Source organism: Streptomyces sp. NBC_00996 (assembly GCF_045162675.1).
Taxonomy (GTDB): domain Bacteria; phylum Actinomycetota; class Actinomycetes; order Streptomycetales; family Streptomycetaceae; genus Streptomyces.
Window position 1 is genome coordinate 10,084,703 of the sequence record NZ_CP108723.1, and the last position, 26,514, is coordinate 10,111,216.

At 71.2% G+C, this 26,514-nt stretch carries 24 protein-coding genes and 1 pseudogene; 14 read left to right on the plus strand and 11 right to left on the minus strand.

Translation table 11 applies throughout. The annotated features are described in order from the left end of the window. Positions 1 to 3 precede the first annotated feature (3 nt). Both OG390_RS46665 and OG390_RS46670 read right to left on the minus strand, forming a co-directional pair. The gene (locus OG390_RS46665; protein ID WP_406176569.1) at positions 4 to 558 is read right to left on the minus strand and encodes a TetR/AcrR family transcriptional regulator; all 555 of its coding nucleotides are present in this window, start codon (positions 556 to 558) and stop codon (positions 4 to 6) included. Beyond that, positions 555 to 917 carry a DUF1304 domain-containing protein gene (locus OG390_RS46670; protein ID WP_406176571.1) on the minus strand — a complete coding sequence of 121 codons (363 nt, stop codon included), beginning with the start codon at positions 915 to 917 and terminating at the stop codon, positions 555 to 557. The genes OG390_RS46665 and OG390_RS46670 overlap by 4 nt, the downstream gene beginning before the upstream one ends. 275 nt (positions 918 to 1,192) lie before the next feature. On the opposite strand from OG390_RS46670, the gene OG390_RS46675 reads away from it, so the two are divergent. Continuing rightward, complete coding sequence (locus OG390_RS46675) at positions 1,193 to 2,674, plus strand: oxidoreductase (RefSeq protein WP_406176573.1); 1,482 nt, start codon at positions 1,193 to 1,195, stop codon at positions 2,672 to 2,674. Between the two features lie 2 nt (positions 2,675 to 2,676). Here OG390_RS46675 and OG390_RS46680 read toward each other — a convergent pair whose 3' ends face one another. From OG390_RS46680 to OG390_RS46690, 3 genes and pseudogenes are all read right to left on the minus strand, one after another. Next, the gene (locus tag OG390_RS46680) at positions 2,677 to 3,888 is read right to left on the minus strand and encodes a PucR family transcriptional regulator (protein ID WP_406176575.1); all 1,212 of its coding nucleotides are present in this window, start codon (positions 3,886 to 3,888) and stop codon (positions 2,677 to 2,679) included. A 104-nt stretch (positions 3,889 to 3,992) separates the two neighbouring features. Next, entirely contained in the window at positions 3,993 to 4,328 is a 336-nt protein-coding gene (locus OG390_RS46685) for a hypothetical protein (RefSeq protein WP_406178407.1), read from the minus strand. 217 nt (positions 4,329 to 4,545) lie between these two features. Further along, a pseudogene (locus tag OG390_RS46690) lies at positions 4,546 to 5,183 on the minus strand (MFS transporter); the annotation flags it as partial. Positions 5,184 to 5,269: 86 nt separating this feature from the next. Here OG390_RS46690 and OG390_RS46695 point away from each other — a divergent pair. Genes OG390_RS46695 through ccrA form a run of 4 tightly spaced genes read left to right on the plus strand, consistent with a single transcriptional unit; the run spans position 5,270 to position 13,331 of the window. Further along, positions 5,270 to 6,979 (plus strand): fatty acyl-AMP ligase, encoded by a 1,710-nt coding sequence (locus OG390_RS46695; protein ID WP_406176577.1) that lies wholly within the window; start codon positions 5,270 to 5,272, stop codon positions 6,977 to 6,979. Beyond that, the gene (locus OG390_RS46700) at positions 6,976 to 10,974 is read left to right on the plus strand and encodes a beta-ketoacyl synthase N-terminal-like domain-containing protein (protein ID WP_406176579.1); all 3,999 of its coding nucleotides are present in this window, start codon (positions 6,976 to 6,978) and stop codon (positions 10,972 to 10,974) included. Before OG390_RS46695 ends, OG390_RS46700 begins: the two co-directional genes overlap by 4 nt. Before the next feature lie 29 nt (positions 10,975 to 11,003). Further along, a complete protein-coding gene (locus OG390_RS46705) occupies positions 11,004 to 11,966 on the plus strand; it encodes an alpha/beta hydrolase (RefSeq protein WP_406176581.1) in 963 nt (320 codons plus the stop codon). Positions 11,967 to 11,990: 24 nt separating this feature from the next. Next, entirely contained in the window at positions 11,991 to 13,331 is a 1,341-nt protein-coding gene (gene ccrA, locus OG390_RS46710; RefSeq protein WP_406176582.1) for a crotonyl-CoA carboxylase/reductase, read from the plus strand. Here the strand turns inward: ccrA and OG390_RS46715 are convergent. Next, positions 13,285 to 13,569: a cytochrome P450 gene (locus tag OG390_RS46715; protein ID WP_406178274.1), complete on the minus strand. Its 285-nt coding sequence runs from the start codon at positions 13,567 to 13,569 to the stop codon at positions 13,285 to 13,287. The genes ccrA and OG390_RS46715 overlap by 47 nt on opposite strands. Continuing rightward, entirely contained in the window at positions 13,520 to 14,020 is a 501-nt protein-coding gene (locus OG390_RS46720; protein ID WP_406178276.1) for a cytochrome P450, read from the minus strand. The genes OG390_RS46715 and OG390_RS46720 overlap by 50 nt, the downstream gene beginning before the upstream one ends. 412 nt (positions 14,021 to 14,432) lie before the next feature. Between OG390_RS46720 and OG390_RS46725 the strand changes: the two genes are divergently transcribed. The 6 genes from OG390_RS46725 (at position 14,433) to OG390_RS46750 (ending at position 20,007) form a co-directional block, all read left to right on the plus strand. After that, positions 14,433 to 16,139, plus strand: coding sequence for a sensor histidine kinase (locus tag OG390_RS46725; protein WP_406176584.1), 1,707 nt, complete (start codon positions 14,433 to 14,435; stop codon positions 16,137 to 16,139). 5 nt (positions 16,140 to 16,144) lie between these two features. Further along, positions 16,145 to 16,555 (plus strand): roadblock/LC7 domain-containing protein, encoded by a 411-nt coding sequence (locus tag OG390_RS46730; RefSeq protein WP_028798637.1) that lies wholly within the window; start codon positions 16,145 to 16,147, stop codon positions 16,553 to 16,555. Beyond that, positions 16,552 to 16,923: a DUF742 domain-containing protein gene (locus tag OG390_RS46735; RefSeq protein ID WP_406176586.1), complete on the plus strand. Its 372-nt coding sequence runs from the start codon at positions 16,552 to 16,554 to the stop codon at positions 16,921 to 16,923. The genes OG390_RS46730 and OG390_RS46735 overlap by 4 nt, the downstream gene beginning before the upstream one ends. Further along, the gene (locus tag OG390_RS46740; protein WP_406176588.1) at positions 16,904 to 17,509 is read left to right on the plus strand and encodes a GTP-binding protein; all 606 of its coding nucleotides are present in this window, start codon (positions 16,904 to 16,906) and stop codon (positions 17,507 to 17,509) included. The genes OG390_RS46735 and OG390_RS46740 overlap by 20 nt, the downstream gene beginning before the upstream one ends. Then, positions 17,506 to 18,774, plus strand: a complete 1,269-nt coding sequence (locus tag OG390_RS46745; RefSeq protein ID WP_406176590.1) for a cytochrome P450 — start codon at positions 17,506 to 17,508, stop codon at positions 18,772 to 18,774. The genes OG390_RS46740 and OG390_RS46745 overlap by 4 nt, the downstream gene beginning before the upstream one ends. 339 nt (positions 18,775 to 19,113) lie before the next feature. Then, positions 19,114 to 20,007, plus strand: a complete 894-nt coding sequence (locus OG390_RS46750) for an NAD(+)/NADH kinase (protein ID WP_406176592.1) — start codon at positions 19,114 to 19,116, stop codon at positions 20,005 to 20,007. 80 nt (positions 20,008 to 20,087) lie between these two features. On the opposite strand, the gene OG390_RS46755 is transcribed toward OG390_RS46750, so the two are convergent. Further along, entirely contained in the window at positions 20,088 to 20,501 is a 414-nt protein-coding gene (locus tag OG390_RS46755) for a DUF6204 family protein (RefSeq protein ID WP_406176593.1), read from the minus strand. Positions 20,502 to 20,654: 153 nt separating this feature from the next. Between OG390_RS46755 and rpmG the strand changes: the two genes are divergently transcribed. Together rpmG and ykgO are read left to right on the plus strand one after the other, a co-directional pair. Next, positions 20,655 to 20,819: a 50S ribosomal protein L33 gene (rpmG, locus tag OG390_RS46760; protein ID WP_189186546.1), complete on the plus strand. Its 165-nt coding sequence runs from the start codon at positions 20,655 to 20,657 to the stop codon at positions 20,817 to 20,819. 134 nt (positions 20,820 to 20,953) lie between these two features. After that, complete coding sequence (gene ykgO / locus OG390_RS46765) at positions 20,954 to 21,076, plus strand: type B 50S ribosomal protein L36 (RefSeq protein ID WP_189186548.1); 123 nt, start codon at positions 20,954 to 20,956, stop codon at positions 21,074 to 21,076. A 100-nt stretch (positions 21,077 to 21,176) separates the two neighbouring features. Here the strand turns inward: ykgO and OG390_RS46770 are convergent, their stop codons facing one another. The 3 genes from OG390_RS46770 to OG390_RS46780 form a co-directional block, all read right to left on the minus strand. Beyond that, positions 21,177 to 22,208 carry a 7-epi-alpha-eudesmol synthase gene (locus OG390_RS46770; protein ID WP_406176596.1) on the minus strand — a complete coding sequence of 344 codons (1,032 nt, stop codon included), beginning with the start codon at positions 22,206 to 22,208 and terminating at the stop codon, positions 21,177 to 21,179. Positions 22,209 to 22,428: 220 nt separating this feature from the next. Then, complete coding sequence (locus tag OG390_RS46775; RefSeq protein ID WP_406176598.1) at positions 22,429 to 24,060, minus strand: amidohydrolase; 1,632 nt, start codon at positions 24,058 to 24,060, stop codon at positions 22,429 to 22,431. Between the two features lie 49 nt (positions 24,061 to 24,109). Further along, positions 24,110 to 25,603, minus strand: coding sequence for an APC family permease (locus OG390_RS46780; protein ID WP_406176600.1), 1,494 nt, complete (start codon positions 25,601 to 25,603; stop codon positions 24,110 to 24,112). Positions 25,604 to 25,721: 118 nt separating this feature from the next. Between OG390_RS46780 and OG390_RS46785 the strand changes: the two genes are divergently transcribed. Beyond that, on the plus strand, positions 25,722 to 26,486 hold the full coding sequence (locus OG390_RS46785) for a TetR/AcrR family transcriptional regulator (protein WP_406176602.1): 765 nt from the start codon (positions 25,722 to 25,724) through the stop codon (positions 26,484 to 26,486). Positions 26,487 to 26,514: the final 28 nt, after the last annotated feature.

Below are 26,514 nucleotides of genomic sequence, written 5' to 3' on the forward strand. Positions count from 1 at the left end.
CCGTCACCGGCTCCGGTGCAGGGCGACCAGCAACTGCCAGACCTGATCGGCGACTTCCTCCGGGGTGCCCTCCAGCAGGCCGTGCAGCCAGTCGGCGAGCACCCCCGCGAAGGTGGCGGCGACGGCGGAGGCCACGAGCGGGGCGTCCGGGGCGCCCACGAGGGTGCGCTCAGCCAGGCTGCGGGCGCGCAGATCCCGGTGCAGCACGAGACCGAGCGGACCACCGCCACCCGGGCCGAGGAGTGCGCGGTAGAGGGCGGCGTGCGGGGCCAGTTCGGCGAAGAACGTGTGGAGGGCGGGCGGCGCGGACATCGGGTCGGGCCGCCCGCGCCACGCGTGCAGTGCCTCCACGGCGTCCCGTACGACATCGGCGCAGGCGTCGACGGCCAGCGCCTCCAGATCGGTGTAGTGCACGTAGAACGTCGCCCGGCCGACCCCGGCCCGACGCACCAGCGCGGCGACGCCGACCTCCTCCAGCGGCCGCTCGGCGCACTCCTCCAGCAGCGCCTGCCGCAGCTTCGCCCGGGTCCGGGCGGCTCGCGGGTCCTCGGGCGTCACCGCGCGACGAGGACGGCGGCCAGGGCGACCGCGCCGGGCAGGGCCTGCGCGAAGAGGATGCGGCGGTTCGCGGTGACGGATCCGTACACGCCCGCGACCACGACGCACACCAGGAAGAAGACCTGCACGCGGAACCCGGTCGGATCCGCGGCGATCAGACCCCACACCAGACCCGCCGCCAGAAAACCGTTGTAGAGCCCCTGGTTGGCGGCCAGTGGCGCGGTCGCCCGGGCCATCTCCGGGTCGAACCCGTGCAGCCCCCGTCCCGGCTTCTTCTCCCACAGGAACATCTCCAGCACCAGGATGTAGGCGTGCAGCGCGGCCACCAGGCCTACCAGCACGTTCGCGACCGTATCCATCGTCAGCAGGCTCCATCGTGAGTAGGTGTCGAGCGGTTATCTCATGGACAGGTGTCCACTATAGCTGGACATCCGTCCAGGAAGTCACGGAGTGCCTCAGGTTGCCCTGCGCGCCCTTGCGGGTAGCGATGCAGCGTTTTGCCGTCGCTGGAAGGGGAGTTGACGTGTCGGGCAGCCTCGCGCCGGGTGGATGGAGCGGGAGTGAACGGGGAATGTGGGCCGCTTTTCGCCGAGGGGAGTGGTTTGCGGACCGGGGCGAGGTTCGGGCGTCCGTCGTGCGGAGGCTGTTGCTGGCGCCGCCGGCGGCCGAGGCGGGGCATCTGCCGCGGCTGAGACTCAGGGATGTGCGGATCACCGGGCGGCTGGACCTGGCCGAGGCCGTCGTCCCGGGGACTTTACGGTTGCGCAACTGCCACTTCGAGCAGGCCCCTTGCCTGGACGGCGCGCACCTGGGGGCGCTGGAGATGCGGGACTGCGTGCTGCCGGGCCTGTCGGCCGTGGGCGTCACGACCGGCTGGAAGTGCGAAATCTCCGGGTGCCGGGTGGAGGGGCCCATCGATCTCTACGGCGCCTCGATCGGCGGCTCGCTGCACCTGGAGAACAGCCGCCTGACCGGGCATGGTGAGCGGCGCGGCGAGCGGGCGCTGCAGCTGTTGTGCGCCACCATCGGCGGCGACATCCAGGCCGGTACGGGACTGCGTGTCGACGGCTGCACCGACCTGCGGGACACCTCCGTTCGCGGCAGCGTCGTGCTCAAGCGGGCCGAGCTGCTCAATCCCTCGGGCCTTGCGCTCAAGGCCAACAGGCTGCACATAGGAGGGGACTTGGACTGCCGCGGCGGGCTCGTCGCGCAAGGCACCGTCGATCTGTGCGACGCCCGGGTGGGTGGTGGCGCCCTCTTCGAAGGGGCGTCGCTCACTGCTGAACAAGGGCCCGCGCTGCGTGCCCACGGCATAGACGTGGGCGCCGTGTTCAACTGCTGCGACGGGTTCACGGCGCGCGGCAGGGTCACACTCAGCAGCATCACCGTGCGCAGCCGGGTCTGTTTCCAGGACGCCGTCATCGACGTACCGTCCGGAACTCCCGCCCTCACCTGTCGCCGCTCCACGGCCTCCGAACTCCATCTGCGCCCTCGCGAGCCGATGCATGGAACCGTCGACCTCAGCCACACCCGCCTGACCATCCTGCGCGGCACGCCGGACAGCTGGCCGAGCGCGGTGCGCCTGGAAGGGGTCGCCTACGAGAGCCTGCTGCCCCAACTGCCCGCCGTACAGCGGCTCCCTCTGCTCGCCCGCGATCCCGAGGGCTTCACCCCCCAGCCCTACGAACAGATGGCCGCCGCGTATCGCCGGCACGGCCATGACGGGGACGCGCGTACGGTCCTCCTCGCCAAGCAGCGGCGCCTGCGCGCCACCCTGCCGTGGCCGGGGCGGGTGTGGAGCGGTCTCCAGAACATCACCGTGGGTTACGGCTACCGGCCGATGCGGGCCGTGTGGTGGCTGTGCGCGATCATGCTCAGCGGGACCCTGTTGTTCACGCGATGGCCCCCGCAAGCCCTCGACCCGGGCAAGCCGCCCCACTTCCAGGCGGCGATCTACACCTTCGACCTGGTGCTGCCGCTCGTCGACTTCGGGCAGGAGCAGGCGTTCAGCCCCCGCGGCGGACTGCAGTGGGCGGCCGTGGTCCTCGTGTGTCTGGGCTGGCTGCTCGCGACGACGGCCGCCGCGGGCGCCAACCGCATGTTGCGCAGAGCGTGACCTCACTGACCCCGCCGGGACACGGCCGTCAGCCGCAGGGCCAGCGCCCGTAACGCCAGCTGCATCTCGAACTGGACCGTCGGATCGTGCAGTTGGTCCCCGAACAGCTCGTCCAGCTGCCGCATCCGATAGCGCACCGTCTGCGGATGCACGGCGAGCCGCGCCGCCACCTCGCTGGCGTTGTGCCCGGACTGCAGCCAGCTCAGCAGCGTCTCCGCCAGCCGCTCCCGCTGCGGTGGGCGCATCGCGTTCAGCGGACTCAGCCGACGCTCGGCCATCGCATCCACCAGGGCCTCGTCGCGGAAGAGCAGCAGGGTGGCCAAATGCTCCTGGCAGCGCACCAGTTCCGTGTCGGGCAGGATGCCCCGCCGCACCAGATCGAGTGCCTCGGCCGCCCAGCGCAACGAGCGGGCGCCTTCCTGGAGCGCGACGGCCGGCCCCATCGCCGCACGCAATCCGTGCAGCGCCCCGGCGACCGCCCGCCCGCGCCCCGGCCCGTCGGGGTCGGGCACGACCAGAACGGACGGCTGGACGTCGAACCGCGCCAGGAACTCCGGCGGCACGATCGGTCGCGCCGCCGGGGCGGGCCGCGGCCCGAAGTCGATCGCGACCACCGCCACGGCCCGCGGGACCGGCCAGCGCGCCGTGTGCGCGAGATCGCTGATCGCCTCGGCCGACGCGGGCGGATCGGCGGTGAGCAGATCGATCAGCCGGGTGCGCCGTTGCTGCAACTCGCCCGCCGCGTGCAGTCGCGCCTCCGTGTAGCCCGCGGTCGTCGCGGCCGCCATCTCGTCCAGATGCAGGAACAGCGCCTCGCCGAAGGCGGCCAGCACCTTGCGGGGCAGCAACTCGGCGTCGACCAGCGCGTTGACCCGGCGCCAAGTCACCCGGGCGCCGAGACGCAGAGCGGACTGGAACGAGTCGAGGCTGCGCCCCTCGTCCGCCTCACCCCGCCCGATGCGCTGGTAGGTCGACGTCACCGGCTCCCAGTCCGTGTCCGGCTTCGCCATCCGCTCCAGGAACCCCTGCAACGCGTGCTCCACACCGCGGTGCACGACCTGCATGTACGTGTCGTCCGTCGGGCGCGCGTACTCGGGGATCTCGGTCTTGATCGCTCGGACGACCTCTTCCCTGATGTCGTCGAAGAACGGTCTGAGGTGGTCGTGCAGATCCGAAGGGAACGCCTTGAACGGGCCGTTGGGCTCATCGTCCATCGCTCGGGCTCCCTCCTGTGCGCCGGGTCAGCGGCTCGGAGACGATACCCGCAAGTAACCGGCCGGGGCTCATCAAAGGCGGACAGACATCGGGGTGAGGATTGTCACTTGGTGACGACCCGGCCGGGTGTGCCGGGCCCCGTGCCGTTCCGCCGGCTGACCTCTGTGCCCCGGCTTCGCGCAACCACCCGCCGATGCCGGCCACGGCGGCGCAGTGCGACCAGGGTGACGAGCGCCCCCGCCAGGCCGCAGCAGGCCGCGAGGCGCAGCCCAAGGTCGTACCCGGCCAGGAACGCGTTGCGCGGATCCGATCCGGACCGCAGTGCGGAGCGCTCGCGGCGGGTGAGGACCACGCCGACCAGCACCACCCCGAACACGCCGGAGACCTCGCGGGCCGCGCTGACCAGTCCGCCGGCCATCCCCGTGCTCGAGTCCGGCACCCCGGCGAGGCAGCGCACGGTCAGCGGAGTGGTCAGCGCGGAACCCGCGCCGATCAGCAGCAGCCCGGGCTGCAGATCCCAGTACCCCGGGGAGCACGCCGGGCAGGTCGAGTGCGCCGCGCACGGGCTCTCCGGATCCGGCGGGGACGGCGGACACCAGCGAGAGGGCGAGCGGCCCGAGGGGAACGTTCAGTGCGAACACCCAGCTCCAGGACCACTGTTGGGTGATGAAGCCACCCACCACGGGCCCGAGCGCCGGCGCCAGGGCAAGGGCCGCGGTCCACAGCCCGACGGCCGTCGAACGCCGTCGCACGGGCAGATCGGTGGCCACGACGGCCAGCGAGGCCGGGATGACCAGGGCCGCTCCGACCCCTGCACCGTGCGGGCCGCGACGAGGGTGCCCCCGCTGTCCGCCGCGCCCGAGGCTGCCGTGAAGACAGCGATTCCGGTGGCCAGCACGGCTCGGCGTCCGAAGAGGTCGGTCAGCCGCCCGCCGGGCAGCAGCAGCGCGCCGAAACCGAGTAGATAACTGGCGGCCACCCACTCCAAGTCGGTCACGGTCAGGCCGAGTTCGCGCTGCACGGTGGGCACGGCGACATTGACCACCGTGTTGTCGAGTGTCGTGAGGAAACCGGTCAGCGCGAGCAGTGCCAGCAGCGCGAACAGCCGTCCACGTCCCACCGTCGTCGCTCCCTCCGTGCGCCTCGCCACCTGATTTCGGGTGACATGGATTGTCCGGGGCGCGCCGTCGCCGTGGCTCTGTCCCTGGGGGCCGAATCGGGAGCACGGCTTTGTCAGCGAGCTGACAGAAGAGGGAGGACGAACTGTCAACACGTCGTCTAACCCGACCGGCATCCCGCGTCGGACGCTGGTGCATCACCCCACCGTTCGCCCGCCCCCCAGGGGCAACAGCACCACCCTCCCCATGAGTTGGAGCCGCCATGACCTCCGCCCGGCCAGATGCCGACGCTCCACTGCCGGACCATCTGCGGTACTGGGCCCTCCGCCGGCCGCAGCAACGCGCCTTCAGCCACGTCCACTTCCCCGACGCGGCCTCCGAAGGACTGCACCGCACCCTCGGCTGGCGGGCCCTGGACGCCCGTGCCCGCGCCGTCGCAGACCGGCTGGTCGCCCTCGTCGCTCCCGGAGACAGGGCCGCCCTGGTCATGCCGCAGGGGCTCGACTACGCGGCTGCCTTCCTCGGCTGCCTCTACGCCCGGGTGATTGCCGTGCCCCTCTTCGGCCCCCAACTCCCCGGCCATGGCGGCAGGTTGGCGGCCGTCCTGGCCGACTGCGAACCCGCCTGTCTGCTCTCCGACTCGACCACCGCGATCGCCGTGGAGGCCTTCGTCCTGGATCACGACCTGCCCGTGGTGCCGGTCGTACCCGTCGACCAACTCCCCCTCCAGCGCTTCGCGTTCGACGAGGTCGAAACCGCGCCGGCCCCCGACGACATCGCGTACCTCCAGTACACGTCGGGCTCCACGAGCGAACCGGCCGGCGTGATGATCAGCCACGCCAACGTCGTCGCCAACGCCCGCCAGGCCATCGACGCCTTCGGCGTGGACCCCGGGGCCACCACCACGGTCGGCTGGCTGCCGCTCTTCCACGACATGGGCCTGGTCCTGAGCATCGCCGCGCCCGTCGTGGGCGGCTTCCCGTCCGTCCTGATGGACCCAGTGGCCTTCCTCGAGGACCCCGCGCGCTGGCTGCGCCTGCTGGGTGCGTACCACGGGACGATCGGCGCCGCCCCGAACTTCGCGTACGACTACTGCGTGGCCCGCACCGACCCGGCCGTGCTCGACGAACTGCGCCTGGACCGCGTACGGGTGCTCATCAACGGCAGCGAGCCGGTGCGGTCGGGCACGATCGACCGCTTCCACGCCGCGTTCGCGCCCGCGGGCCTGGATCCGGCGACCCACGCACCCGCGTACGGACTGGCGGAGGCCACGGTGTTCGTGACGGCGGACGCGGGCGCGACGCCTCCCACGACCGTGGTGTGCGACACGGGCGCGCTGGCGGAGGGGCGCGTCGAAGTCCTGCAGGATGCGCAGGAGGCGGCCGTACTCGTCTCGTGCGGGGTGCCCGCCGGACAGGAAGTGGAGATCGTCGATGCGGACGGCGAACGGCTGCCGGAGGATCGCGTCGGCGAGATCCGGCTGCGCGGTCCGAACATCGGGCGCGGCTACTGGAAACGCGCGGACCGGGCCTTCTGCGATCCGCAGGGCAGACTGCGCACCGGTGACCTGGGTGCCGTGCACGACGGGCGGCTGCTGGTCACCGGGCGTCTGAAGGACGTGATCATCGTCGACGGGCGCAACCACTATCCCCAGGACATCGAGCGGACCGTGGAGATCTCCGTGGACGTCGTCCGTCAAGGCCGGCTTGCCGCGTTCGGCGTACCCCGCGCGGACAGCACCGGCGAACAACTCGTCGTGGTGGCCGAGCACCGCCGCGGCGCCGAGCCCACGGCGGACGCGGCCCGCCAAGCGGAACGCACCGTACGGGCCGCTGTTTCGGCACGCCACGGGCTGCGACTCGGCGCGCTGCTGGTCGTCCCACCGGGCTCCGTGCCCCGCACGAGCAGCGGAAAGGTGGCCCGGACGGCCGCTCGGGCGCGCTATCTCGACGGGGGGTTCGATCCCCGATGAGCCCCTCGCGCACGGAGATACGCGGTGTGATCGTCGGTCGGCTGCGCGCCTGGTACGCCCTGGACCCCGGCGACATCACCGACGACCGGCCACTGGCAGAACTGGGGCTCACCTCGCGCGACGCGGTGGCCCTGACCACGCTGCTCGGCGACCTGGTGGGGCGGCGGCTGCCGGACACGCTGTTGTGGGACACGGGCACGATCGACGCGCTGGTGGCGCGGCTCACGCAGAAGCCTCCCCGGACGGCGGCGCCGAAGTCTCCCCAGGGACCGGCGACAGCGATCGCGGTCATCGGCCTCGGCTGCCGCTTCCCCGGCGGCGCCGATACGCCCGACGCGTACTGGCGCCTGCTCTCCGAGGCCCGGGACGCGATCGGCACCGTCCCCGCCGGCCGATGGGAACCGCCCGCACACGGCGGCGTCCGAGGAGAGCCCTCCCCGCAGTCGGACGTCATCCGGCACGGCGCCTATCTCGACGACATCGCGGGCTTCGACGCCGAGTTCTTCGGCATCGGCGGGCACGAGGCCGCGACCATGGACCCCCAGCACCGCATGCTCCTCGAAGTCACCCGCCAGGCACTCGACCACGCCGCGCTGCCCGTCATGGAGCTCGCGGGCAGCCGGACCGGCGTCTTCGTCGGCATCAGCGGCAACGAGTACGCGCATCTCACGGCGGCCGCCCCCGACGCCTGGACGGCCACGGGCGCCGCGCTGAGCATCGCGGCGGGCCGTCTTTCCTATGCCCTCGACCTGCGCGGCCCGAGCCTGGCCGTCGACACGGCGTGCTCGTCCTCCCTGGTCGCGGTCCATCACGCCGTACGCAGCCTGCTGACGGGAGAGAGCGACACCGCGCTCGCCGCCGGGGTGAACGTGCTGCTCACGTCCGCCGTCACGCTCGGCTTGCAGCGGGCGGGTGCGCTGTCGCCGGTCGGCCGCTGCAAGGCCTTCGACGCGACGGCCGACGGGATCGTCCGCGGTGAGGGATGCGGTGTCCTCGTGCTCAAGCCGCTCGCGGACGCCGAACGCGACGGCGACCGCGTCCTTGCGGTCATCCGCTCGACGGCCGTCAACTCCGACGGACGGTCCAACGGCCTGACGGCCCCCAACGGCGAGGCCCAGCGCGCCCTGCTCACCGAGGCGCACACCGACCCCAGGACCGTCGACTACGTCGAAGCCCACGGCACCGGCACACCCCTGGGGGACCCCATCGAGGCGGGCGCCCTCGGCGCGGTGCTCGGCGCCGGGCGCGATCTGGACCAGCCCCTGCTGATCGGATCGGCCAAGACCAACCTCGGACACTTGGAGGCCGCCGCCGGAATCGCCGGGCTCATCAAGACCGTACTGGCCCTCCAGCACGGCGAGATCCCGCCCCAGCTGCACTTCACCCGCCCCGGCCGGCACGCCGACCTCGACGGACTCGGCCTGCGCGTCGTGACCTCGGCCGAGCCGTGGCCGCGCTATTCGGGAACGGCCACCGCGGGCGTCTCGGCCTTCGGATTCGGCGGCACGAACGCCCATGTCGTCCTCGCCGAACACCGAACGAGCGCCCGCCCCTTCGGGCCGAGCGGACAGCCCGCCCTGCTGCTCATCGACGGCCCGACCCAGGACCGGGTTCGGTCGTACGCCGGTGAGCTCGCCGACTGGCTCCCCGGCGTCCCACGCGTACCCGACACCGACTTGGCCCGCACCCTCGCGGGCCGCACGGGCCGGGGACGCCGTCGAGCGGCCGTCGTGACCCACAACAGAGCCGAGACGGCCAAGGCTCTGCGGTGCCTGGCCGCGGGCGAACCGTCGCCGCACCTGGTCACGGGCGAGGGGACACCGGGCGGCCCCGGACCTGTATGGGTGTTCTCCGGGTACGGCTCCCAATGGCCTGGCATGGGACGGCGACTGCTTGCCGCGGAACCGGCGTTCGCCGCCGCCGTCGAGCGTCTGGAGCCCCTGCTGCGCTGGCACGCGGGCGTCTCCCTCACCACGAGCCTGCGAACGGACGCCGATCCGACCTCACCCGCCGTCGTCATGCCCCTCCTCTACGGCATCCAGCTCGCCCTCGCCGAGCTGTGGCGGTCCTACGGTCTCGAACCCGCCGCCGTGATCGGCCACTCGCTGGGCGAGATCGCCGCCTCTGTCGTCTCCGGGGCGCTAGATCCGGTGACCGGCGCGCGGATCGTCGCCGTACGCTCCCGGCTCCTCGCGGGACTCACCGGCGGCGCCATGGCCGTGGTCGACCGCTCCGAGCGCGACATCCGCGTGCTCGCCAGGGACCTGCCCACCCTCCAGGTCGCCGTCCACGCCTCGTCGGCGCAGAGCGTGGTGACGGGGTCCGCCGACGATGTGGCGGGCCTGGTGGCCAGGGTGACGGCGGAGGGCGGGTTCGCGCAGTCGCTGGGAGTGTCGGGGGCCGGGCACTCGCCCGAAGTGGAGCCACTGCTGGGTGAGTTCGCGCGCGAGCTGGGTGAGGTGCCGTGGAGCGACCCCCACTGTCGACGCTACTCGACCGTGCTCGAGGACCCCCGGGGCACCGCCCCGCACGACGCCGCGTATTGGGTGGCGAACCTGCGACGGCCCGTCCGGTTCGCCCAGGCCGTGCGGGCGGCGGCCGAGGACGGTCACCGCGTCTTCGTCGAAGTCGCGCCGCACGCCACCCAGTTGCACCCCCTGACCGACACCCTGCCGGAGGGCTCGCTCGTCGTCCCCACCCTGCGCAAGAACACCGACGACGCACTGACCTTCCGCACCTCACTCGCCACGCTGCTCGTGAACGGCGTACGGGTCACCGGGCTCCGTGAGCGGCTCGGCGGCCGCATCGTGGACGTGCCCTCGCCGCGCTGGCGCCACCGCCGCTTCTGGTTCGGGGAGGAGACCGTGCCGGCCACGGTCGCCCCCGCGGCGCGCGACACGGGTCCCGTCGAGCGGCTCCGCGGGTGCGTGGCCGGGGTCATGGGGTACGCCCCCGACCGGATCGACCCCGATGTGCCTCTGACCGACCTCGGCCTCGACTCGCTGACGGCCGTGCGGGTGCGGGGCGCGGTGGAGCGCGAGTTCGGGGTCACCGTCGAGCCGGGGACGCTGCTCGGACGGGGAACCCTGCGAGCGGTGGCCGAGCTGTTGGGCGATTCCGTGGGACCCTCGACCTCTCCGGATCCCGAGGAGCTGCGCGGCACCGCTGCCCCGGACGGCGAGCAGCCCGGTGAGACGCGCCTCCGTGTCTTCCCCTCCACCGGCCCCGGCATCCCTCTCTTCCTCGCCCACGCCGCCGGAGGCTCCTCCGGCGTTTACGCCCGGCTGGCCGAACGGCTCGGCGAAGAGCGGCCGTTGTACGGACTCGACCGGCAGGAGGACCCCGACGACGTGCCCGGACGCGCGGCCGAGTTCGCGCGCCACGTCCGCGAGGTACGGCCCAACGGCCCCTGGATCGTGGGCGGTTGGTCGTACGGCGGTGTTCTCGCGCAGGAGACCGCTCGGTTGCTGACCGCGCACGGCACCGTCTCCGCGCTCCTCCTGTTCGACGCGGTACTGCCGCTGCCCGCACCGCCCGGCAGCACCCCGGCGGACACCGCTCGGCGCCGGTTCGCGGACTTCGCCGCGTATGTGGAACGCGCCTACGGCGCCCCACTCGACCTGCCGTACGACGAACTCGCCGCCCTGGACGACACCGCGCAGATCACCCTCGTCATGAAGATGCTCGGCGAGTCCGTGACGCTGCCGCCCTCCGCACTGGAGCACCAGCGGACCTCGTACCTCGATCTGCGCAGCGGCGAACGCCACCGGCCCGGGCGGTACGAGGGGCGAACGCTGCTGTACCGGGCGAGTGAGACCGCCCCGCACACGGTCCGCGACCCGCGTTACGAGCGCGCCGACGCGGCGCTCGGCTGGGACGCGCACTGCACCGACCTCACCGTCGTGCCGCTGCCGGGTCACCACCTGTCCCTGCTCGACCCACCGGTCGTCGACACGCTCGCTCGGCTGCTCACACGCGACCTGAGCGGCTCCTGACCCGCACGACTCAGACGAGGAGCGAACCCGTGCCCTTACGCCGCCCCACCCGCAGAAACGTCCTTCTTACGGCCACGACCGCCCTGGCCTCCGCCGCGGTCGGCGGCACCCCGGCGGCGGGCGACAGTGCTCGCATCACCGCCACGACGTGGCTCGACCACCGCACCGTCGACCTCACAGTGGCCTCGCCCGCGTTGGGCGCATCGCTGCCCGTCCGCGTCGTCACGCCGACCGGCTACGCCACCCACCCCGACCGCACCTGGCCCGTTCTGTACCTGCTGCAGGGCGCGCACGACGACTACACGTCCTGGACCCGGGAGACGGATGTCAGCGACTTCCTCGCCGGTCGGGGCGTCCTCGTCGTGATGCCGTCCTCGGGGCCCACCGGCATTCCGACCGACTGGTGGAACTACGGGATGTCCGGTGCCCCGGACTACGAGAGGTTCCAGGTGGACGAGGTCATGGCGCTGCTGCGGCAGCACTTCCGGGCGAACGGCCGACGTGCCGTGGCCGGGGTGTCCACCGGCGGGTACGGGGCGCTGGCGTTCGCCGCGCGGCGACCCGGCGTGTTCGGTGCGGCGGCCTCGTACAGCGGAATCCTGGACACGACCGCGCCGGGCATGCCCACCGTGGCCGGCGCCATCGTGGCGCGGGAGTCGCTGGCGCCACTGGCCCTGTGGGGGAGCGCGCTGTTCAACAGGGACAACTGGAACCAGCACAACCCCTACGCCCTGGCAGGCGCTCTCGCGGGCACCGCACTGTACATCGCGCAGGGCAGCGGCTTGCCCAGCAGTGACTTCGGCAACCTCGAAGGAGCCGTCCTGGAAGGAACCCTGTGGAGCCAGGCCCATCGGTTCACGCGGCGGCTCGACGCGCTGGGCATCCCGGCCCAGGTGCACTTCTACAACGGCGGCTCGCACGCCTGGCCCTACTGGCAGCAGGAGTTCAAGGCCTCGTGGCCGACGCTCGCCGCGGGCCTCGGGCCGACCTGACTTCACGACGGAGGGACACACGACATGGATGCCCTGGCCGAGGCGGTCGTGGCGGGAGCCACCGCAGCCGAATTGGAGCACCTCCCCTTACCCGACCGGTTCACGGCCGCCCATCTGAGGTCCGACGACGTCGGGGGATTCACCGGCGTCGCCGACAAGGACGTCCGCAAGACCATCCACATCGGTTCCGTGCCGATGCCCGAACTGGCGCCGGACGAAGTGCTGGTGGCCGTCATGGCGAGCGGCATCAACTACAACACCGTGTGGTCGGCGATGTTCGAACCCATCCCGACCTTCACCTTCCTGCGGCATTTCGGCCGCCAGGACCGCTGGTCGGCCCGGCACGACCGGCCGTTCCACGTCATCGGCTCCGACGCGGCGGGCGTCGTCGTACGAACCGGTGCAGGGGTGCGTCGATGGCGGACCGGTGACCATGTCGTCGTCAGCCCCGCGTACGTCGACGAGGAGGAACCGGCCACGCACGCCGACGGCATGTCGGGCAACGGCCAGCTGGCCTGGGGCTTCGAGACGAACTACGGCGGCCTGGCCCACTACTGCCTCGTACGCGCGAGCCAACTTCTGCCGAAACCCGGCCACTTGAGCTGGGAGGAGGCAGCCGCGAATCCGCTGTGCGCGGGAACGGCGTACCGCATGCTCGTCGGCGAGCGCGGTGCCCGTATGACCCAGGGCGACGTCGTGCTGATCTGGGGTGCGGCGGGCGGCCTCGGCGCGTACGCGGTGCAGCTCGTGCGGAGCGGCGGGGGGATCGCCGTGGGTGTCGTCGGCAGCGAGGCGAAGGCGGAGTACGCGCGCGGGCTCGGCTGTCACACGGTGATCAACCGTGCGGAGATCGGCCTCACCGGCGACGAACCGGCCGACCCCGTCACCGTCGGCAAACGGCTCGGCCGACGCATCCGGGCCGCGACCGGCGAGGACCCGCACATCGTCTTCGAGCATGTCGGCCGCGCCACCTTCGGTGTCTCGGTCTTCGTCGTGCGCCGCGGCGGAGCCGTCGTCACCTGTGGCTCCAGCACGGGCTATCTGCACGAGTTCGACAACCGCTACCTCTGGATGCGTCTCAAACGCGTCATCGGCAGCCACGGCGCCAACCTCCAGGAACAGTCGGCCATGCACCGCCTGCTCGACCTCGGCCACCTCGCTCCCGCCCTCACCGCCACCTATCCACTCGCCGACACGGCGGAAGCCGCGCGGCTCGTCCAGAACAACGCCCACTTGGGGAAGGTGGGGGTGCTGTCCCTGGCGCCCGGCCCCGGGCTCGGCGTCAGGGACTCCGAGCGCCGGGGGAGGCTTCTGGCCGCTAGGCCGCGCGTGGGTGCGGTGTCATCGACAGCCTGTCCGGCTTGACGGCGACGATGGCCTGCGGACGCGGGGGAGCCGAGGTGAGCGTCAGCCGCCGGCGCTGCAGCACGGTGGCGAGGACGACGAGGAGTTCCGTCCAGGCGAGCTCCTCGCCGATGCACTTGCGGCGGCCGTCGCCGAAGGCGAGGAACGAGGAACGGTTGACGCTCTTCGCCCGCTCGGGCTCCCAGCGGTCAGGGGTCGAAGGTGCCGGGGGCGCCGTAGACCTCGGGGTCGTGCTGATGGATGTACGGACTGTAGATGACGTCCGCGCCCTTCGGTATCGGGTGCCCGCCCAGTGTGACGGGGCGCGTGGTGGTGCGCGTGACCAGCCTGGCGGGGCCGTACATGCGCATGGTCTCCTTGAGGACGCTGCGCATGAACGGGAGGGCGGCCAGGTCCTCCTGCACGAGCGGGCGTTCGCCGCAGGCCGCGTCGAGTTCCTCGTGCAGGCGCTGCTCGATCTTCGGGTTCCTGCTGATCTCGCACAGCGCCCAGGCGAGGGTCGTCCCCGTGGTCTCGATGGCACCGGTGAGGAGAGTGATCGCCTCGTCCTGGAGCTGCTGGCGGGAGAGGGGACCGGTCTCGGGGTCGTCGGCGGTGAGGAGGGTGGAGAACAGCCCACTCCCGGGGGCCTGTTCGGCGGGCTGGTGAGCCGGGCATCCCACCGGTGCCTCGGAGGCCGCCGGTGCCACGGTCGACAACGCCGCGCGGTGGTGGTCGATCGCCTGGTCGATACCCGACAGGGAACTCTTCCGTACGTCTCCTCAAGATCTTTCCGAGTGGGACCGGGCATGACATGCATGCCCCCGGTGATCGCCGCGTACCCCGACGGCTTGATCGCGTCCGACCGTTCGGTCGTTGAGCGATCTTCGTGAGTGCGTTGTCGGTGAGGGGATTTGTCGATGTGAGCACTCTTGCCGGAGCGTGACCGAACACTCACAGGTCCAAGGAGGGGAGTTGATCCTTTCGATCTCAAACCCGATAAGCTCCCCTGCGGCGCTGCGAGTTGACGCGAACACATTCGGTCGCCTCGCGCTGCGTTCCCCGACGCGTTCGGCGCCTGCACACCCCCCTGTTCGATCGTGTTGCTTTCGAAGGATGCAGATGGAACTTGCCACTCCGCCCCCGGCGGCGCGGGCACCCGTCGCCTGGTACAGCTGGTGGCTGATGCCGCTGGCCTTAGGCGCTGGAACCGTCGCCACCGCCGTCGCGGGACCCGACCAGGTCCAGATACCCGCGTCGTTCGCCGGTGCCGCGGCCACCGCGGCCAGCGCCGTATGTGTACGGCTTCTGGTCCGCACCCAGTCCCAACTGCGCCGCACCACCGGCGACTTCCGCGCCTCGCAGGCCGAGCACTCGCAGCAGTGGCAGCAGCATGTGGCGGGCCTGGAACGGAAGTTCACGGCCGAGCGCTCCGCCCTTGAAGGCCAACTGGCCGAGCAGGCCCAGGCCTTCGAGACCCGGCTCGCCGAGGACGCCAAGGCCTACGAGACTCGGCTCGTCGGCGAAGCGCAGGGCTATGAGGCGCGGCTTGCCGGAGAAGCCGAGGTCTGGCAGGAGCAACTCGGCCAGCAGCAGGCCGTCGTCGCGCGACTCGCTGACTCGTACCTGCCCGAGGCCCTCAAGCGACTGCGGGCCGGTGACGCCATCGACGACATCCTGCCGGAGATCGCCGAGGAGCCGGACGCGAGCCCTGAGCTGCGGGCCGAGCTGCGCAAGGTCCTCAGGACCGCACTGATCGGCGTGGAGGAGGAGTTGGACCGCTCGACCTCCGCCGAGCAGGCCGTGATCAGCATCGGCAGCCGGATCCACGTCCTGACCAGCAAGCTGCGCGGGCGTCTGCACGAGATGCAGGGCGAACACGGGCGGCTGCCCGCGGTCGCCCAGGGCCTCATGGAACTGGACCAGGAGATCGGCCCCGCCGACTGTCTCGCCGCGAGCATCGGCGTGCTGGGCGGTTCGGACCGGCCGGGCCGTCAGTGGCAGGAACCGCAGCGGCTGCTCAGCGTGGTCCGCGGCGGCGTCGGCCGGATCAAGGACTTCGACCGTGTCCAGGTCCGCCACCTGCCCGAACTCGGCGTCGACGGCGGTCTGGTGGACCACCTCACGCTGATCTTCGCCCACCTTCTGGACAACGCGGCGCGCTACTCGCCGCCCACCGAGCCCGTGGTCGTCTCCGGCAAGGAGGTGCCCAACGGTGTCGGCATCGAGATCCAGGACGCGGGCAAGGGCCTGAGCGAGGAGAAGAAGCGCGAGGCGGAGCAGTCCCTCGCGGGCACCGCGACGGGCCCTGGCCTAGGCGGTGTCTCGGAGGACGCGAACCTGGGCCTGCGCGTGGTGGGCGCCCTGGCGCGCCGCTACGGCATCCGGGTCACCTTCGCGGACTCTCCCTGGCTCGGCACCTCGGTGGTAGTCGTGGTCCCCCACAAGTACTTCAGCCCGCTGCCCGCCGCCGTCACCGAGCCGGTCGCCCCGGCCGCCGCGGCAGCGACGAGCGCCGAGCCCGCCCCGGTCGCCTCCGCGGAGACCGCCGAAGCCGCGGACACCACGCCCGGCGGCCTGCCCCGGCGCAGGAGCCGGCGGAGTGATCCGTCGACGCTGTCGGCGCGACCCAGGCCCGCCGAGCGGACGGAGGAGACCGTGGCCGCCGTGCCGCCGGACGCGTCCTTCACCGGCCTCGCCGCCTTCGCCACGGCGGGACGCGAGAGCGAACCGCCGCGCGAGACGACCGCGGACCGCGCCCCGGCAGGCAGTGGCGAGACGGCCGCCGGACGCGAGTTCAACGAGCACCGCACTGAAGAGAGCGACTAGTCCACATGACGCAACAGGGAACCGACGTGAGCTGGGCGCTCCGCGACCTGACGGAGAGCATCCAGGAGATCCGCTTCGCCCTCGTGGCATCGAGCGACGGCAAGGCCATCACCTCCTACGGCGCCGACGACCCCGACGACGTGGACCGTTTCGCCGCCGTCGTCGCGGGCCTGCAGGCGCTCGCCCAGCCGGTGGCCGAGCAGTTCCCCCAGTACGCCGGGCAGCTGCGGCTCGCGATGATCGAGGTCGACGGCGGCCACCTGTTCGTGGTGCGGGCCGGCGTGGAGACGTACCTCGGAGTGCTTGCCAAGGAAGGCCTCGACCAGGGTCTTCTCGGCCACCAGATGAGGGATCTGGCCCGCAGGATGGGTGAGCTCCTCGGCACCACTCCGCGCCTGGAGGAGCACTCTGGATGAGTGCTCCCCGCCCGCCCACGGACCCGTCCGGTCTTGAGCGCTACTACGTCCTCACCGGTGGCCGCAGCGGACCGGGCGGTTCGGCGTCGAGCCTTGACGTGGCGACCCTGATCGTCTCCCGCGCCGCGGCCGTACCCGGCATGCAGCACGAGCACGAGGAGATCATCCGGCGCTGCCGCGATCCGTTGTCGGTGGCCGAACTGGGCGCCCACCTCGGATTGCCCTTCAACATTCTCGCGGTGCTCCTGGCCGATCTGCTGGACGCAGGCCGCGTCGAAGCCCGTGACCCCATCCCGGCGTCAGGCGCCGGCAGCGGGCCCGACCTCGCGCTCCTTGAGGAGGTACTCAGTGGACTTCAAAGGCTTTGACCATCCCGACCGGCAGACGGCCGGGGGCACCCGCTCGGTGAAGGTGATGATCGCAGGCGGCTTCGGCACCGGTAAGACCACCATGGTGCGCTCGGTCAGCGACATCAAGCCGTTGACCACCGAGGAGACGCTGACCCAGGCCAGTGCCGACGTCGACAACCTGATCGGCGTCGCGGACAAGACGGAGACCACCGTCAGCCTGGACTTCGGCAAGATCGGCATCAACGACGAGCTGGTGCTGTACCTGTTCGGAACGCCGGGCCAGGAGCGGTTCTGGTTCCTGTGGAACGGTCTGTTCAAGGGCGCCCTCGGGGCGGTGGTCCTGGTGGACACGCGGCGGCTGGCTTCCAGCTTTCGGGCCATCGAGGAGATGGAGCGGCAGGACGTCCCCTTCGTCATCGCCCTGAACGTCTTTCCCGACTCCAAGGACCATCCGATCGAAGAGATCCGCGACGCCCTGGACATCTCCCCGCACATCCCGGTCGTGGCCTGCGACGCCCGCGACCGGTCATCCAGCCGTGACGTGCTCATCGCGCTGATACGTCACCTCAAGGAACGCTCTGCCGTCGCTCTGGAGCCCCGATGAACGAGCAGCCCTCAAACGGTCCCGACGCCCCTCGTGGATGCCCCGTCGCACACGGTGGCGACGGGGACCTCACCCGGCTGTACGGGCCGGAGGCGGCGCTCGACCCGCACGGCATCTACGCGCGGCTGCGCAAGGAGTACGGAGCCGTGGCGCCGATACTCCTGGAGGGCGACATCCCCGCCTGGCTGGTCCTCGGGTACCGGGAGAACCGGCGGGTGCTGGACAACCCCCGCCAGTTCAGCCGTGACGCGCGGATCTGGCGGGACTGGAAGGAAGGCCGCGTCGAAGCCACTTCACCGCTTATCCCGATGCTCGGCTGGCGTCCCGACTGTGTATCGCAGGACGGCGAGCCGCACCGCCGGTTGCGCGGCGCGGTGACCGACAATCTGCAGACCGTCGCGGGGCGCGGTATCCGGCGCCATGTCACGCACTTCGCCAACAAGCAGATCGACGCGTTCGCCGACGCCGGCAGCGCCGACCTGGTGGGCGACTACGCCGAGTACCTGCCGATGCTCGTACTGACCAGGCTGTTCGGGCTCCCGGCGGCCGAGGGGCGCAACCTCGCCGTCTCCTGCGCCCAGGTCATCAAGGGCGGTGAGGACGCCATCACGCACAACGACCGCATCATGCGGATCCTCGCGGAACTCGCCGAGCGCAAGCGCACCGAGCCCGGTGCCGACTTCACCACCGGTCTGCTAGGGCACCACGCGGACCTCGACGACGACGAGATCCTCAGCCATCTGCGCCTGGTGCTGATCACCGCGCACACCACCACCAGCAATCTGCTGGCCCGGGTGTTGCAGCTGATCCTCACCGACACCTCTCGTCTCGCAGGTCTCGTGAGCGGACAGCTCAACGTTTCCGCGGTCGTCGAGGAGGTCATGTGGAACACCCCGCCGCTGGCCGTCCTGCCGGGGCGGTTCGCGGCCACCGATCTGGAACTCGGCGGCCACCACGTGAAGGAGGGCGACCTCCTGGTGCTCGGGCTCACCGCGGGCAATCTCGACCCGGAGATCCGGCCCGACGCCGGTGTCTCCCTCCAGGGCAACCAGTCGCACCTGGCGTTCAGCGGCGGCGCCCACGAGTGCCCCGGCCAGAACATCGGCCAGGCCATCATCGAGACGGCCGTCGACGTCCTGCTGCACCGGCTGCCCGGCCTGCGCCTTGCCGTACCGGCCGACGAACTCACCTCGACCGCCTCGACCTGGGAGGCGCGACTCGACGCCCTGCCGGTGGAGTTCGCCGCGCAGATCGCCGGGGTGTGAGCGCAGGGGGAGCCACGACACGTGTGGCTCCCCCGAGAGCGCTGCGGGCGCCAGCGGACGCTGCCTTGTCGTCCGGGGTCTCGGTGGCAAAGGCTTACCGGCCGAGCAGCTGCCCGGCCCGACGACCGGTGCGGCAGTACCGCGAGCGAGCCATGGGAGCCCTCGCCGCGTAGGACAGCGGCGTCACCGTGTCGAACGCCCGGGCCCAGGTCCGACCCGCGTCACCTTCGCTGCGGCAATCGGGGAGTAAGCACACAGCCCCGTCCTGATTGCCGTACCGGGCGGAGACGGCGGGATAGGTTCGGACCTGGCGTGCGTACCGACGGAAGGGGACTGGTCATGGGCCGGATCGGATCGATCGGCCTGATCCTGCATCCCAGACGCAACCCGGGGCCGGTCATCGAATCGGTCGTTCAATGGGCCCGGAAGAGCCAGACCGAGGTGTTGGGGTTGCCGGACGAGGTGGGCCGGATCGACTGCAGCGCCGTTTCCGTGCCGGCGGAAGCCCTCGTCGCCCGGGCCGGTCTGGTCGTCAGCCTCGGCGGTGACGGAACCATGCTCCGCGCCATGCGACTCCTCTTCGGCACTGTCACCCCGGTGCTCGGCGTGAACCTGGGCCGGTTGGGTTTCCTCGCCGAGATCGACGTCGACGATCTGCCCATGGCGCTGGACAGAGTCGACCGGGGCCACTACACCACCGAGCCCCGTATGGCCGTACGGACCTGTCTCCCGGACGGGCGCGAGTTCCGTGCGTTCAACGACATCGCCCTCGTCCGTGTACCCGGTAGCGGACTTGCGGCCATCGCGATCCGTCTCCAGGGCAATGAGTTCATCCGATACGCGGCCGACGCGGTCGTCGTCGCCACGTCGACCGGATCAACGGCGTACAGCTTCGCCGCGGGCGGCCCCATCATGTCGCCCAGAGTCGAGGCCATCCTCGTCGTCCCCGCGAGCGCCCACTCGTCGTTCGACAGGGCGCTCGTCCTGCCGGCGGACGAGGACGTCACACTCGAATTGCTGCCTACGACAGGGCGCCTTGCCGTCGAGGTCGACGGTGAAGTGGTCGGCTACCTCGACGCGGGCGACCGGATCACCGTGACGGCTTCCCCCGCGGCGGCTCAAGTCGTACGTCTCGGTGGTACGACGTTCTATCAGCGGGCGCGCAGAAAACTCGGCATCAAGGGCAGCGTCGAAGCGGGCCGCCGAGCTCCCGAAGGCATGCCGTCGCCGTGACCGACGCGGGTGGCGACCGAAGCCGCCCTGTCCGACGTGCTGCTCACGACATTCGGCGCGGGATCCCGCTGATGAGCGCCTCAGGGGCGCTCTCGCCGACGTAGCCGAAACGCCTGATGGCGGCCGGTGCTCCGGGGTGAGTCGTTCATGCGGGCCGCAGCGCGACGCTGCCGTTTGCCGAGGGGTGCCTGGGAGAGGTCCTCCGCCTGGGACCTGAGGTTCTTGTAGCCGTAGCCCCGCTCGGCCGGCCACGTTTCGGCGGCGCCTTCCGCGCGTTCGGTCGCCTCCAGGATGTCCTCCTCGCTCTCTCCCGAGTCCAGGAACCGGAAGGTGAAGGCGGATCGGGCGGCAAGGTCGTAGCCGAGGTGCCCCTCGGGGGTGAAGGCGGCGCGGAGTACGTCGTGCTCCGGCGCACGGGCCAGGAGCTCGGCGCGTTGGTCGGTACTGAGCGCGTCGAAGACGCCACGGACGGTGACACGGAATGTGCGAGTCATGGCCCGACCCTAGGCAGCGGCGTCGGTGCGGTTCCATCGAGTTTCGTCTGCCGCTCCGCCAGGCGGGAATGCAGTGGCCGGGGGCGCTGTTACAGCACTCGTAGCTGACATGCGCGAGTCAATGTCGCATGGTGTGGGCGGAAGGAGGACCTCATGGCACGCAGTAGTGCGCGTCCCGTCGTCACGCTGAGGTCGACGGCCGGGACCGGCGTCACGTACGTGACGCGCAAGAACCGTCTGAACGACCCCGACCGGCTGGTGCTGCGCAAGTACGACCCGGTGGCCGGCGAGCACGTCGCGTTCCGGGAGGAACGCTGAACCGAGCCCGGTGTCACCGGGCGGACAGCCGCAGGGGATGCAGACCGCATGAGGCCGACGGCTGCCCGCTGATCGATGCGGCCGCGGCCCGGCGCTGAGTGCGGTCCGGTGTCCGGCAGAAGGAGAGCAGAGCTGTGAAGGTGCGCAAGTCCTTGGCGTCGTTGAAGTCCAAGCCCGGGGCCCAGGTGGTCCGTCGGCGGGGCGTGGTCTTCGTCGTCAACAAGAAGAACCCGCGGTTCAAGGCCCGTCAGGGCTGACGCCGGGGGAGACGACCGCCGGCCCGGTCCTCGCACCGCGCGAGAAACGGGCCGGCCGTTTCTGCCCGACAGGAGGATCCGGCCGGGCGGAAATGGTGAGTCACACGGCGAGCAGATCGTCCAGGGAACCCTTGCCCGCCAACTCCGCGGTGGCGGCCGGGCCTTCCTTGGACGCGGCGTAGCGGCCCGAGGTCAGGGCCCACTCGTAGTTGCCGTTGATCCAGTGCTGGATGGCTTCCACGCCCATCCGGACCTGGACGCGCTGCTCGGCGGTCAGAGTCAGCTCCGCGCACATCTCCGGGACGCGCGCCTCGAGTCCGAGATACTCGTCGAGGCACTCCGTGGTCATCCGGTACGCCTCGGTGGCGGCCTCCTCCCAGCTGCAGCCGCGTTCGCGGTGCAGCACGGCTATCAGGTTGTGGCCGTCTCCTCGACGCTTCTCGCGTTCGAAGGAGTGGATGTCGTTCATGAACCCGATCGTGTCCGCGGCGAGATCGCGCATCCGGACCATCAGCGGATGGGCCTGCACCTGCGGCGGCACCTCGAAGCCGCGGCTGCGCTCACCGGCGTCGATGCTGTGGTGGATGCCCACCGTGCGGCGCCGGAACTCCGCGTACTCCGAGAGGCCGAGCGTGCCCGCGAGACCCCCCGCGGCGAGGTCGACCTCCTCGGTGTGCGCGACGAGGAAGCGTCCCCAGGAGGCGGCGAAGCGGGTCCGCCACGTCAGGGACATGCCATCCGAGAGGTGGGCCCAGACCTCCGCCCAGGCGACGGTGATCGGGCACACCACACGGGGAGTGGTTCCGGCGGGGCGCAGCGGTGTGGCTATCAGTTCCCGCGCGACCTCGGCTATGCGGTCCGCGCGGTCGGGCCTTCCGGCGTCGAACTGGTCGTCGAACAGGAACGCCAGGGAGAACCAGTTCATCAGGACGAGCATGTCGTCGGCCGAGGCGTGGGGGTAGGTTCGTGCCGCCGCCTGGGGGAGGTCCCAGGACTGGTACTCCTCGAACCCGGCCTGGCTGCGCACCAGTCCCATGTCCCACACCCAGCGCAGATGGCGCTCTCGGGCGTACTCCAGGTGCTCGCTGACGGGAGTCTTGAAGGGGAGGTCGAACCTGACGTCCTGCGGCATTCGCGTCCTCTCTTGAGACGATTCACAGGCCCCCGCCCCTGCGAACGGGCGATCGTTGTCGTCGCCCGCTGACTCGAACTGCTCTATCTGAGTCGGTTGTTGATGACTCAAGTGCGCATCGAGACTGCCCAGAGCCTAAACGATCTATGGTGTGAGATCTGTAACACGTGATGCGGGTGTGATGCGTCTCAACTCGCTTCGTCGCAGGTGGAGTCGGGTGTCAGGCGTCCGGTGCCGCGTGGACGCGCTCGCCTCCCACATAGGTCAGCGCCACCTTCGTCTCGGCGATCGCCTCCGGCGGCCCGTCAAACGGGTCGCGGTCGAGAATGACCAGATCCGCCAGGGCCCCCTCCCGTACGCTCCCGGTGTCGTCGAGGTGGTTCGCGTACGCCGATCCCGCGGTGTACGCCGTCAGCGCGGCCGTGAGGTCGATGCGTTCGGCCGGCAGGAACACCGGGCCCGCCTCCTCGGGGCTCACACGGTTGACCGCGACATGGATTCCCTGCAGCGGGTCGGGGCTGCTGACGGGCCAGTCGCTGCCCGCCGCGAGCCGCGCCCCGGAGCGCAGCAGCGCCCCGAACGGGTACTGCCGGGCGGCGCGTTCGGCCCCGAGGAAGGGGATGGTCAGTTCGTCCATCTGCGGCTCGTGCGCGGCCCACAGCGGCTGGATGTTGGCCGTGGCGCCGAGGCGCCCGAAACGGGGTATGTCGTCGGGGTGCACCACCTGCAGGTGCGCCAGGTGCGGACGCGTATCGCTCGGCCCGTTCGTCCTCCGCGCCGCCTCGACGGCGTCCAGAGCGTCGCGTACGGCCCGGTCGCCCAGCGCGTGGAAGTGGCACTGGAACCCGAGTGAGTCCAATTCGGTGACGTATGCCGGAAGTTGGGTCGGGTCGATGAAGCTGGTGCCCCGGTTGGCGGTCGCGCAGCCGCATGTGTCGAGATAGGGGTCGAGCAATGAGGCGGTGCCGTTCTCGGCGACCCCGTCCAGCATGAGCTTGACGGTGGTGGCCCGGAACCGTCCGTGGCTCAACGCGGCACGTCGCTCGGCGAGTTCGGGGATCTGTTCCGCTCCGCGTGCGCGGTCCCACCACAGGGCGCCGACGACGCGGGCGGTCAGCGAACCGTCGCGGGCGGCTGTCAGATAGGCCTCGGACGGATCGTCCATACCCAGAAACGCACCGACGAGCGCGTCCTGCCAGGCGGTGATGCCGAGCGCGTGCAGATGCCGCTGCGCGTGCAGCAGTGCCGCGAGCCGGTCCGCCGGGGTGGCCGGCGGGGTGATCCGGCCGACGTACTGCATGGCTCCTTCCTGCAGCATGCCGGTGGGTTCGCCCGAGGCGTCCCGCTCGAAGCGCCCGTCGGCCGGGTCGGGCGTGTCGCGGGTGACGCCCGCGATTTGCAGGGCGCGGCTGTTGACCCAGGCGCCGTGGTGGTCCCGGTTGGGCAGGTACACCGGCCGGTCGGGCACGACAGCGTCCAGCAGCTCCTTGGTCGGCGTGCCGCCCTCGAAGGCCTCCATGGACCAGCCGCCGCCCGTGATCCACTCCCGGTCGGGGTGCGCGTCGGCGTACGCGCGGACGGCGGCGAGTGTGTCCTCGGCCGTTTTGGCCTCGGTCAGGTCGCACTGGGTGAGTTCCAGGCCCGCCGGGACCGGGTGGACGTGCGCGTCCTGGAAGCCGGGCAGGAGCAGCCGTCCGGCCAGGTCGACCACCTCGGTCTTCGGGCCGGCCAGGTCATGGACCTCGGAGTTTCCGACGGCGGTGATCCGGTCGGCGGTGACGGCGACGGCTGTCGCGGTGCGGCCTTCGGGGGTGAGGACCGGGCCGCCGGTGAAGAGGAGGTCAGCGTGCATGTTCCGTTTCCTTGCCAGGGGTAGGGCGTGCGGGTGCCGTGCGTTGTTCTCAGCGCGGTGTCGCGAGCAGTTGCGGTGCGTCGGCGTCGGTGCCGTGCCCGGTACGGAAGTACGGGGACTTGCGGACCCACTTCGCCCACGCGGCGGCCACGAAACCGGAGATGATCATGGCAGTGGGGGCGAGCAGCAGGAACCACCCGTTGTCCGCGCTGACTTCGAGATGGTCGGTGGAGGTGTAGAAGGACCAGCCGAGGTAGCCGCCGAGCCCGAGCAGTGCCGCGGCACTCAAGGAGGGCAGTACCACGGCCCGTATCCCCTGCCGCCAGTCCTCGCGCAGCAGCCCCCGGAAGCGGACGGCGGCCGCGAGCGCGGTGAGCGCGTAGGAGAGGGCGACGACGATTCCGACGGCGTTGACCGTCGCCATGATCATGTCGGCCAGCCGCGGGATCACCAGGGCGAGCCCGGCCACGGCCGCCGCCAGCGCGCCGATCAGCAGCGTTCCGGCCGCCGGAGTCCCGTACCGGGCGCTCACCTTGGACCACACCGGTCCGAGCGTGCGGTCCCGGCTCATCGCGAACATGCCGCGCGCCGTCGGGATCACACCGGCCTGGAGCGAGGCGACGGCCGAGAACATCAGGGCCACCAGTGGCAGCGCGGCCAGCGGCTGCGAGGCCAGCCGGTCGCCGAAGAACGCCAGCCCCTCGGCGCCGTGTCCCGCCAACTCCGGCTCGGACAGCACGCGTTGGAAGGCGACGGAACCGAGCAGGAAGAGCCCGAGCATCGTCACCAGCGTGATGGTCCCGGCCCGCGAGGCGTCCCGGGGGTCGCGCACCTCCTCGTTCACGGTGAACGCCGCCTCGAAGCCCCAGTAACAGAACACCGAGAGCAGCAGCCCCTGCGCGAGCGCCGACGCCGAGGGGATCTCGAACGGGTTGAACCAGCTCAGGCTGAACGGGTGCGGCCCGGTGACGATGCCGTATCCGCAAAAGCCCAGCAGTACGACGTACTCGAAGACCAGCAGCCCGCTCTGCAGCCGGGCTGCGGTCTTGACGCCGGTGACCGCGGTGAGCGTGACGGCGACGAGGACCACGATGCCGACTGCGGTCGTCTGCGCGGTGGAGCCCGGGTCGAGCACGAGGCCTGCCACCGTGTGCAGCCCCGCCTCACCGGCGAGTTGGAGCATCGCCGAACCGGTCACGGCCGTGGTGTAGGCGAGAAAGGCCACGGTGGCCACGATGTTCACCCAGCCGACCAGGAAACCGAGCCAGGGGGTCAGTGAACGGCCCACCCATACATAGCCGTTGCCCGCGTTCGGCTCGACCCGGTTCAGCCGGGAGTAGGCGCCCGCGATACCCAGGATCGGCAGGAACGCCAGCAGCATGATGGCGGGCAGATGCAGCCCGACCACCCCGGCCGTTACGCCGAGTCCGATGCCGATGCTCGTGGTCGCCGCCGTACTCGAGGCGGCGATCGCGACGCCGTCGACGACGCCGAGGGACTTGCGCAGGGACGGGGGATCCACACCGTACGGCTTCTGCGTCATGGCCTGCTCCGATCGCACCCGGGGCCTGGTTCCGGCCCGATGACCGGAAATGAAACTGCCCGGGGGCTTAACAGGTCAACGCTGTTGACATAAGGTGCCCGCACCGGAGGGAGAACCCATGCCGTCCACGAACGACCGAGTCGTCCCGCCCGCAGCCCGTCGGCGCAGGCGCCCCACCAAGACAGGCGTCGTACTCTCCGAGGAACTGATCGTCGAGACGGCGCTGCGTCTCCTCAAGGAGCACGGCGCCGACGCCCTCACCGTCCGCCGCCTCGGCCTCGCCCTCGGCGCCGACCCCAGCGCCCTGTACAGGTACTTCCGCGACACCGACGACCTGCTGCTCGCCATCGCCGACGAACTCATCGGCCGAACACTGCGCACCTGGCACCCCACCGGGGACTGGCGCGCCGACCTGCGGGACCTCGGCCTGCGGATGCACTCCGGGTCCCTCGCGCACCCACAGGCCGCAGTGCTCAGCTCCTACCGCGTGACGGGCCGGGTGCACGAGATCGAGGCCGTCGAGACGATCCTCGGCGTCCTGCGCGGCGCGGGCTTCCCCGATCCCGAGGCCGTACGGATCTACCACGCCTTCGTCGACCAGGCGCTGGCCTTCGCCGCGCTCGACGCGGCGAGCATCGCCCTTCCCCGGACCGCGCGCGAGGCGGAGGCGGGGGTGTGGCGGGCGACGTACGCCCGGCTGCCCGGCGACACCTACCCGCACATCGCGGCGACGGCCCGCCATCTGGTGGCGGACATGCGGCGCAGCGCGTATCCGGCGGCGCTGGACATGCTGCTGACCGCGGCGGCGGCGCGGCTGGAGGAGATCACGGCGCACGGGAACGCGCAGACGCTCCCTGGGAGAACTCCTGGCGCGTCACACTGAGGGGCGCTCAGCCGTCATCCCCGTAGAC

Bases quoted from the DNA above. Each gene is read 5' to 3' on its own strand.
- OG390_RS46670 (WP_406176571.1), bottom strand. From the start codon at position 917: ATGGATACGGTCGCGAACGTGCTGGTAGGCCTGGTGGCCGCGCTGCAC.
- OG390_RS46680 (WP_406176575.1), bottom strand. From the start codon at position 3,888: ATGGACGATGAGCCCAACGGCCCGTTCAAGGCGTTCCCTTCGGATCTG.
- OG390_RS46695 (WP_406176577.1), top strand. From the start codon at position 5,270: ATGACCTCCGCCCGGCCAGATGCCGACGCTCCACTGCCGGACCATCTG.
- OG390_RS46700 (WP_406176579.1), top strand. From the start codon at position 6,976: ATGAGCCCCTCGCGCACGGAGATACGCGGTGTGATCGTCGGTCGGCTG.
- ccrA (WP_406176582.1), top strand. From the start codon at position 11,991: ATGGATGCCCTGGCCGAGGCGGTCGTGGCGGGAGCCACCGCAGCCGAA.
- OG390_RS46725 (WP_406176584.1), top strand. From the start codon at position 14,433: ATGGAACTTGCCACTCCGCCCCCGGCGGCGCGGGCACCCGTCGCCTGG.
- OG390_RS46730 (WP_028798637.1), top strand. From the start codon at position 16,145: ATGACGCAACAGGGAACCGACGTGAGCTGGGCGCTCCGCGACCTGACG.
- OG390_RS46735 (WP_406176586.1), top strand. From the start codon at position 16,552: ATGAGTGCTCCCCGCCCGCCCACGGACCCGTCCGGTCTTGAGCGCTAC.
- OG390_RS46745 (WP_406176590.1), top strand. From the start codon at position 17,506: ATGAACGAGCAGCCCTCAAACGGTCCCGACGCCCCTCGTGGATGCCCC.
- OG390_RS46750 (WP_406176592.1), top strand. From the start codon at position 19,114: ATGGGCCGGATCGGATCGATCGGCCTGATCCTGCATCCCAGACGCAAC.
- OG390_RS46755 (WP_406176593.1), bottom strand. From the start codon at position 20,501: ATGACTCGCACATTCCGTGTCACCGTCCGTGGCGTCTTCGACGCGCTC.
- rpmG (WP_189186546.1), top strand. From the start codon at position 20,655: ATGGCACGCAGTAGTGCGCGTCCCGTCGTCACGCTGAGGTCGACGGCC.
- OG390_RS46770 (WP_406176596.1), bottom strand. From the start codon at position 22,208: ATGCCGCAGGACGTCAGGTTCGACCTCCCCTTCAAGACTCCCGTCAGC.
- OG390_RS46775 (WP_406176598.1), bottom strand. From the start codon at position 24,060: ATGCACGCTGACCTCCTCTTCACCGGCGGCCCGGTCCTCACCCCCGAA.
- OG390_RS46780 (WP_406176600.1), bottom strand. From the start codon at position 25,603: ATGACGCAGAAGCCGTACGGTGTGGATCCCCCGTCCCTGCGCAAGTCC.
- OG390_RS46785 (WP_406176602.1), top strand. From the start codon at position 25,722: ATGCCGTCCACGAACGACCGAGTCGTCCCGCCCGCAGCCCGTCGGCGC.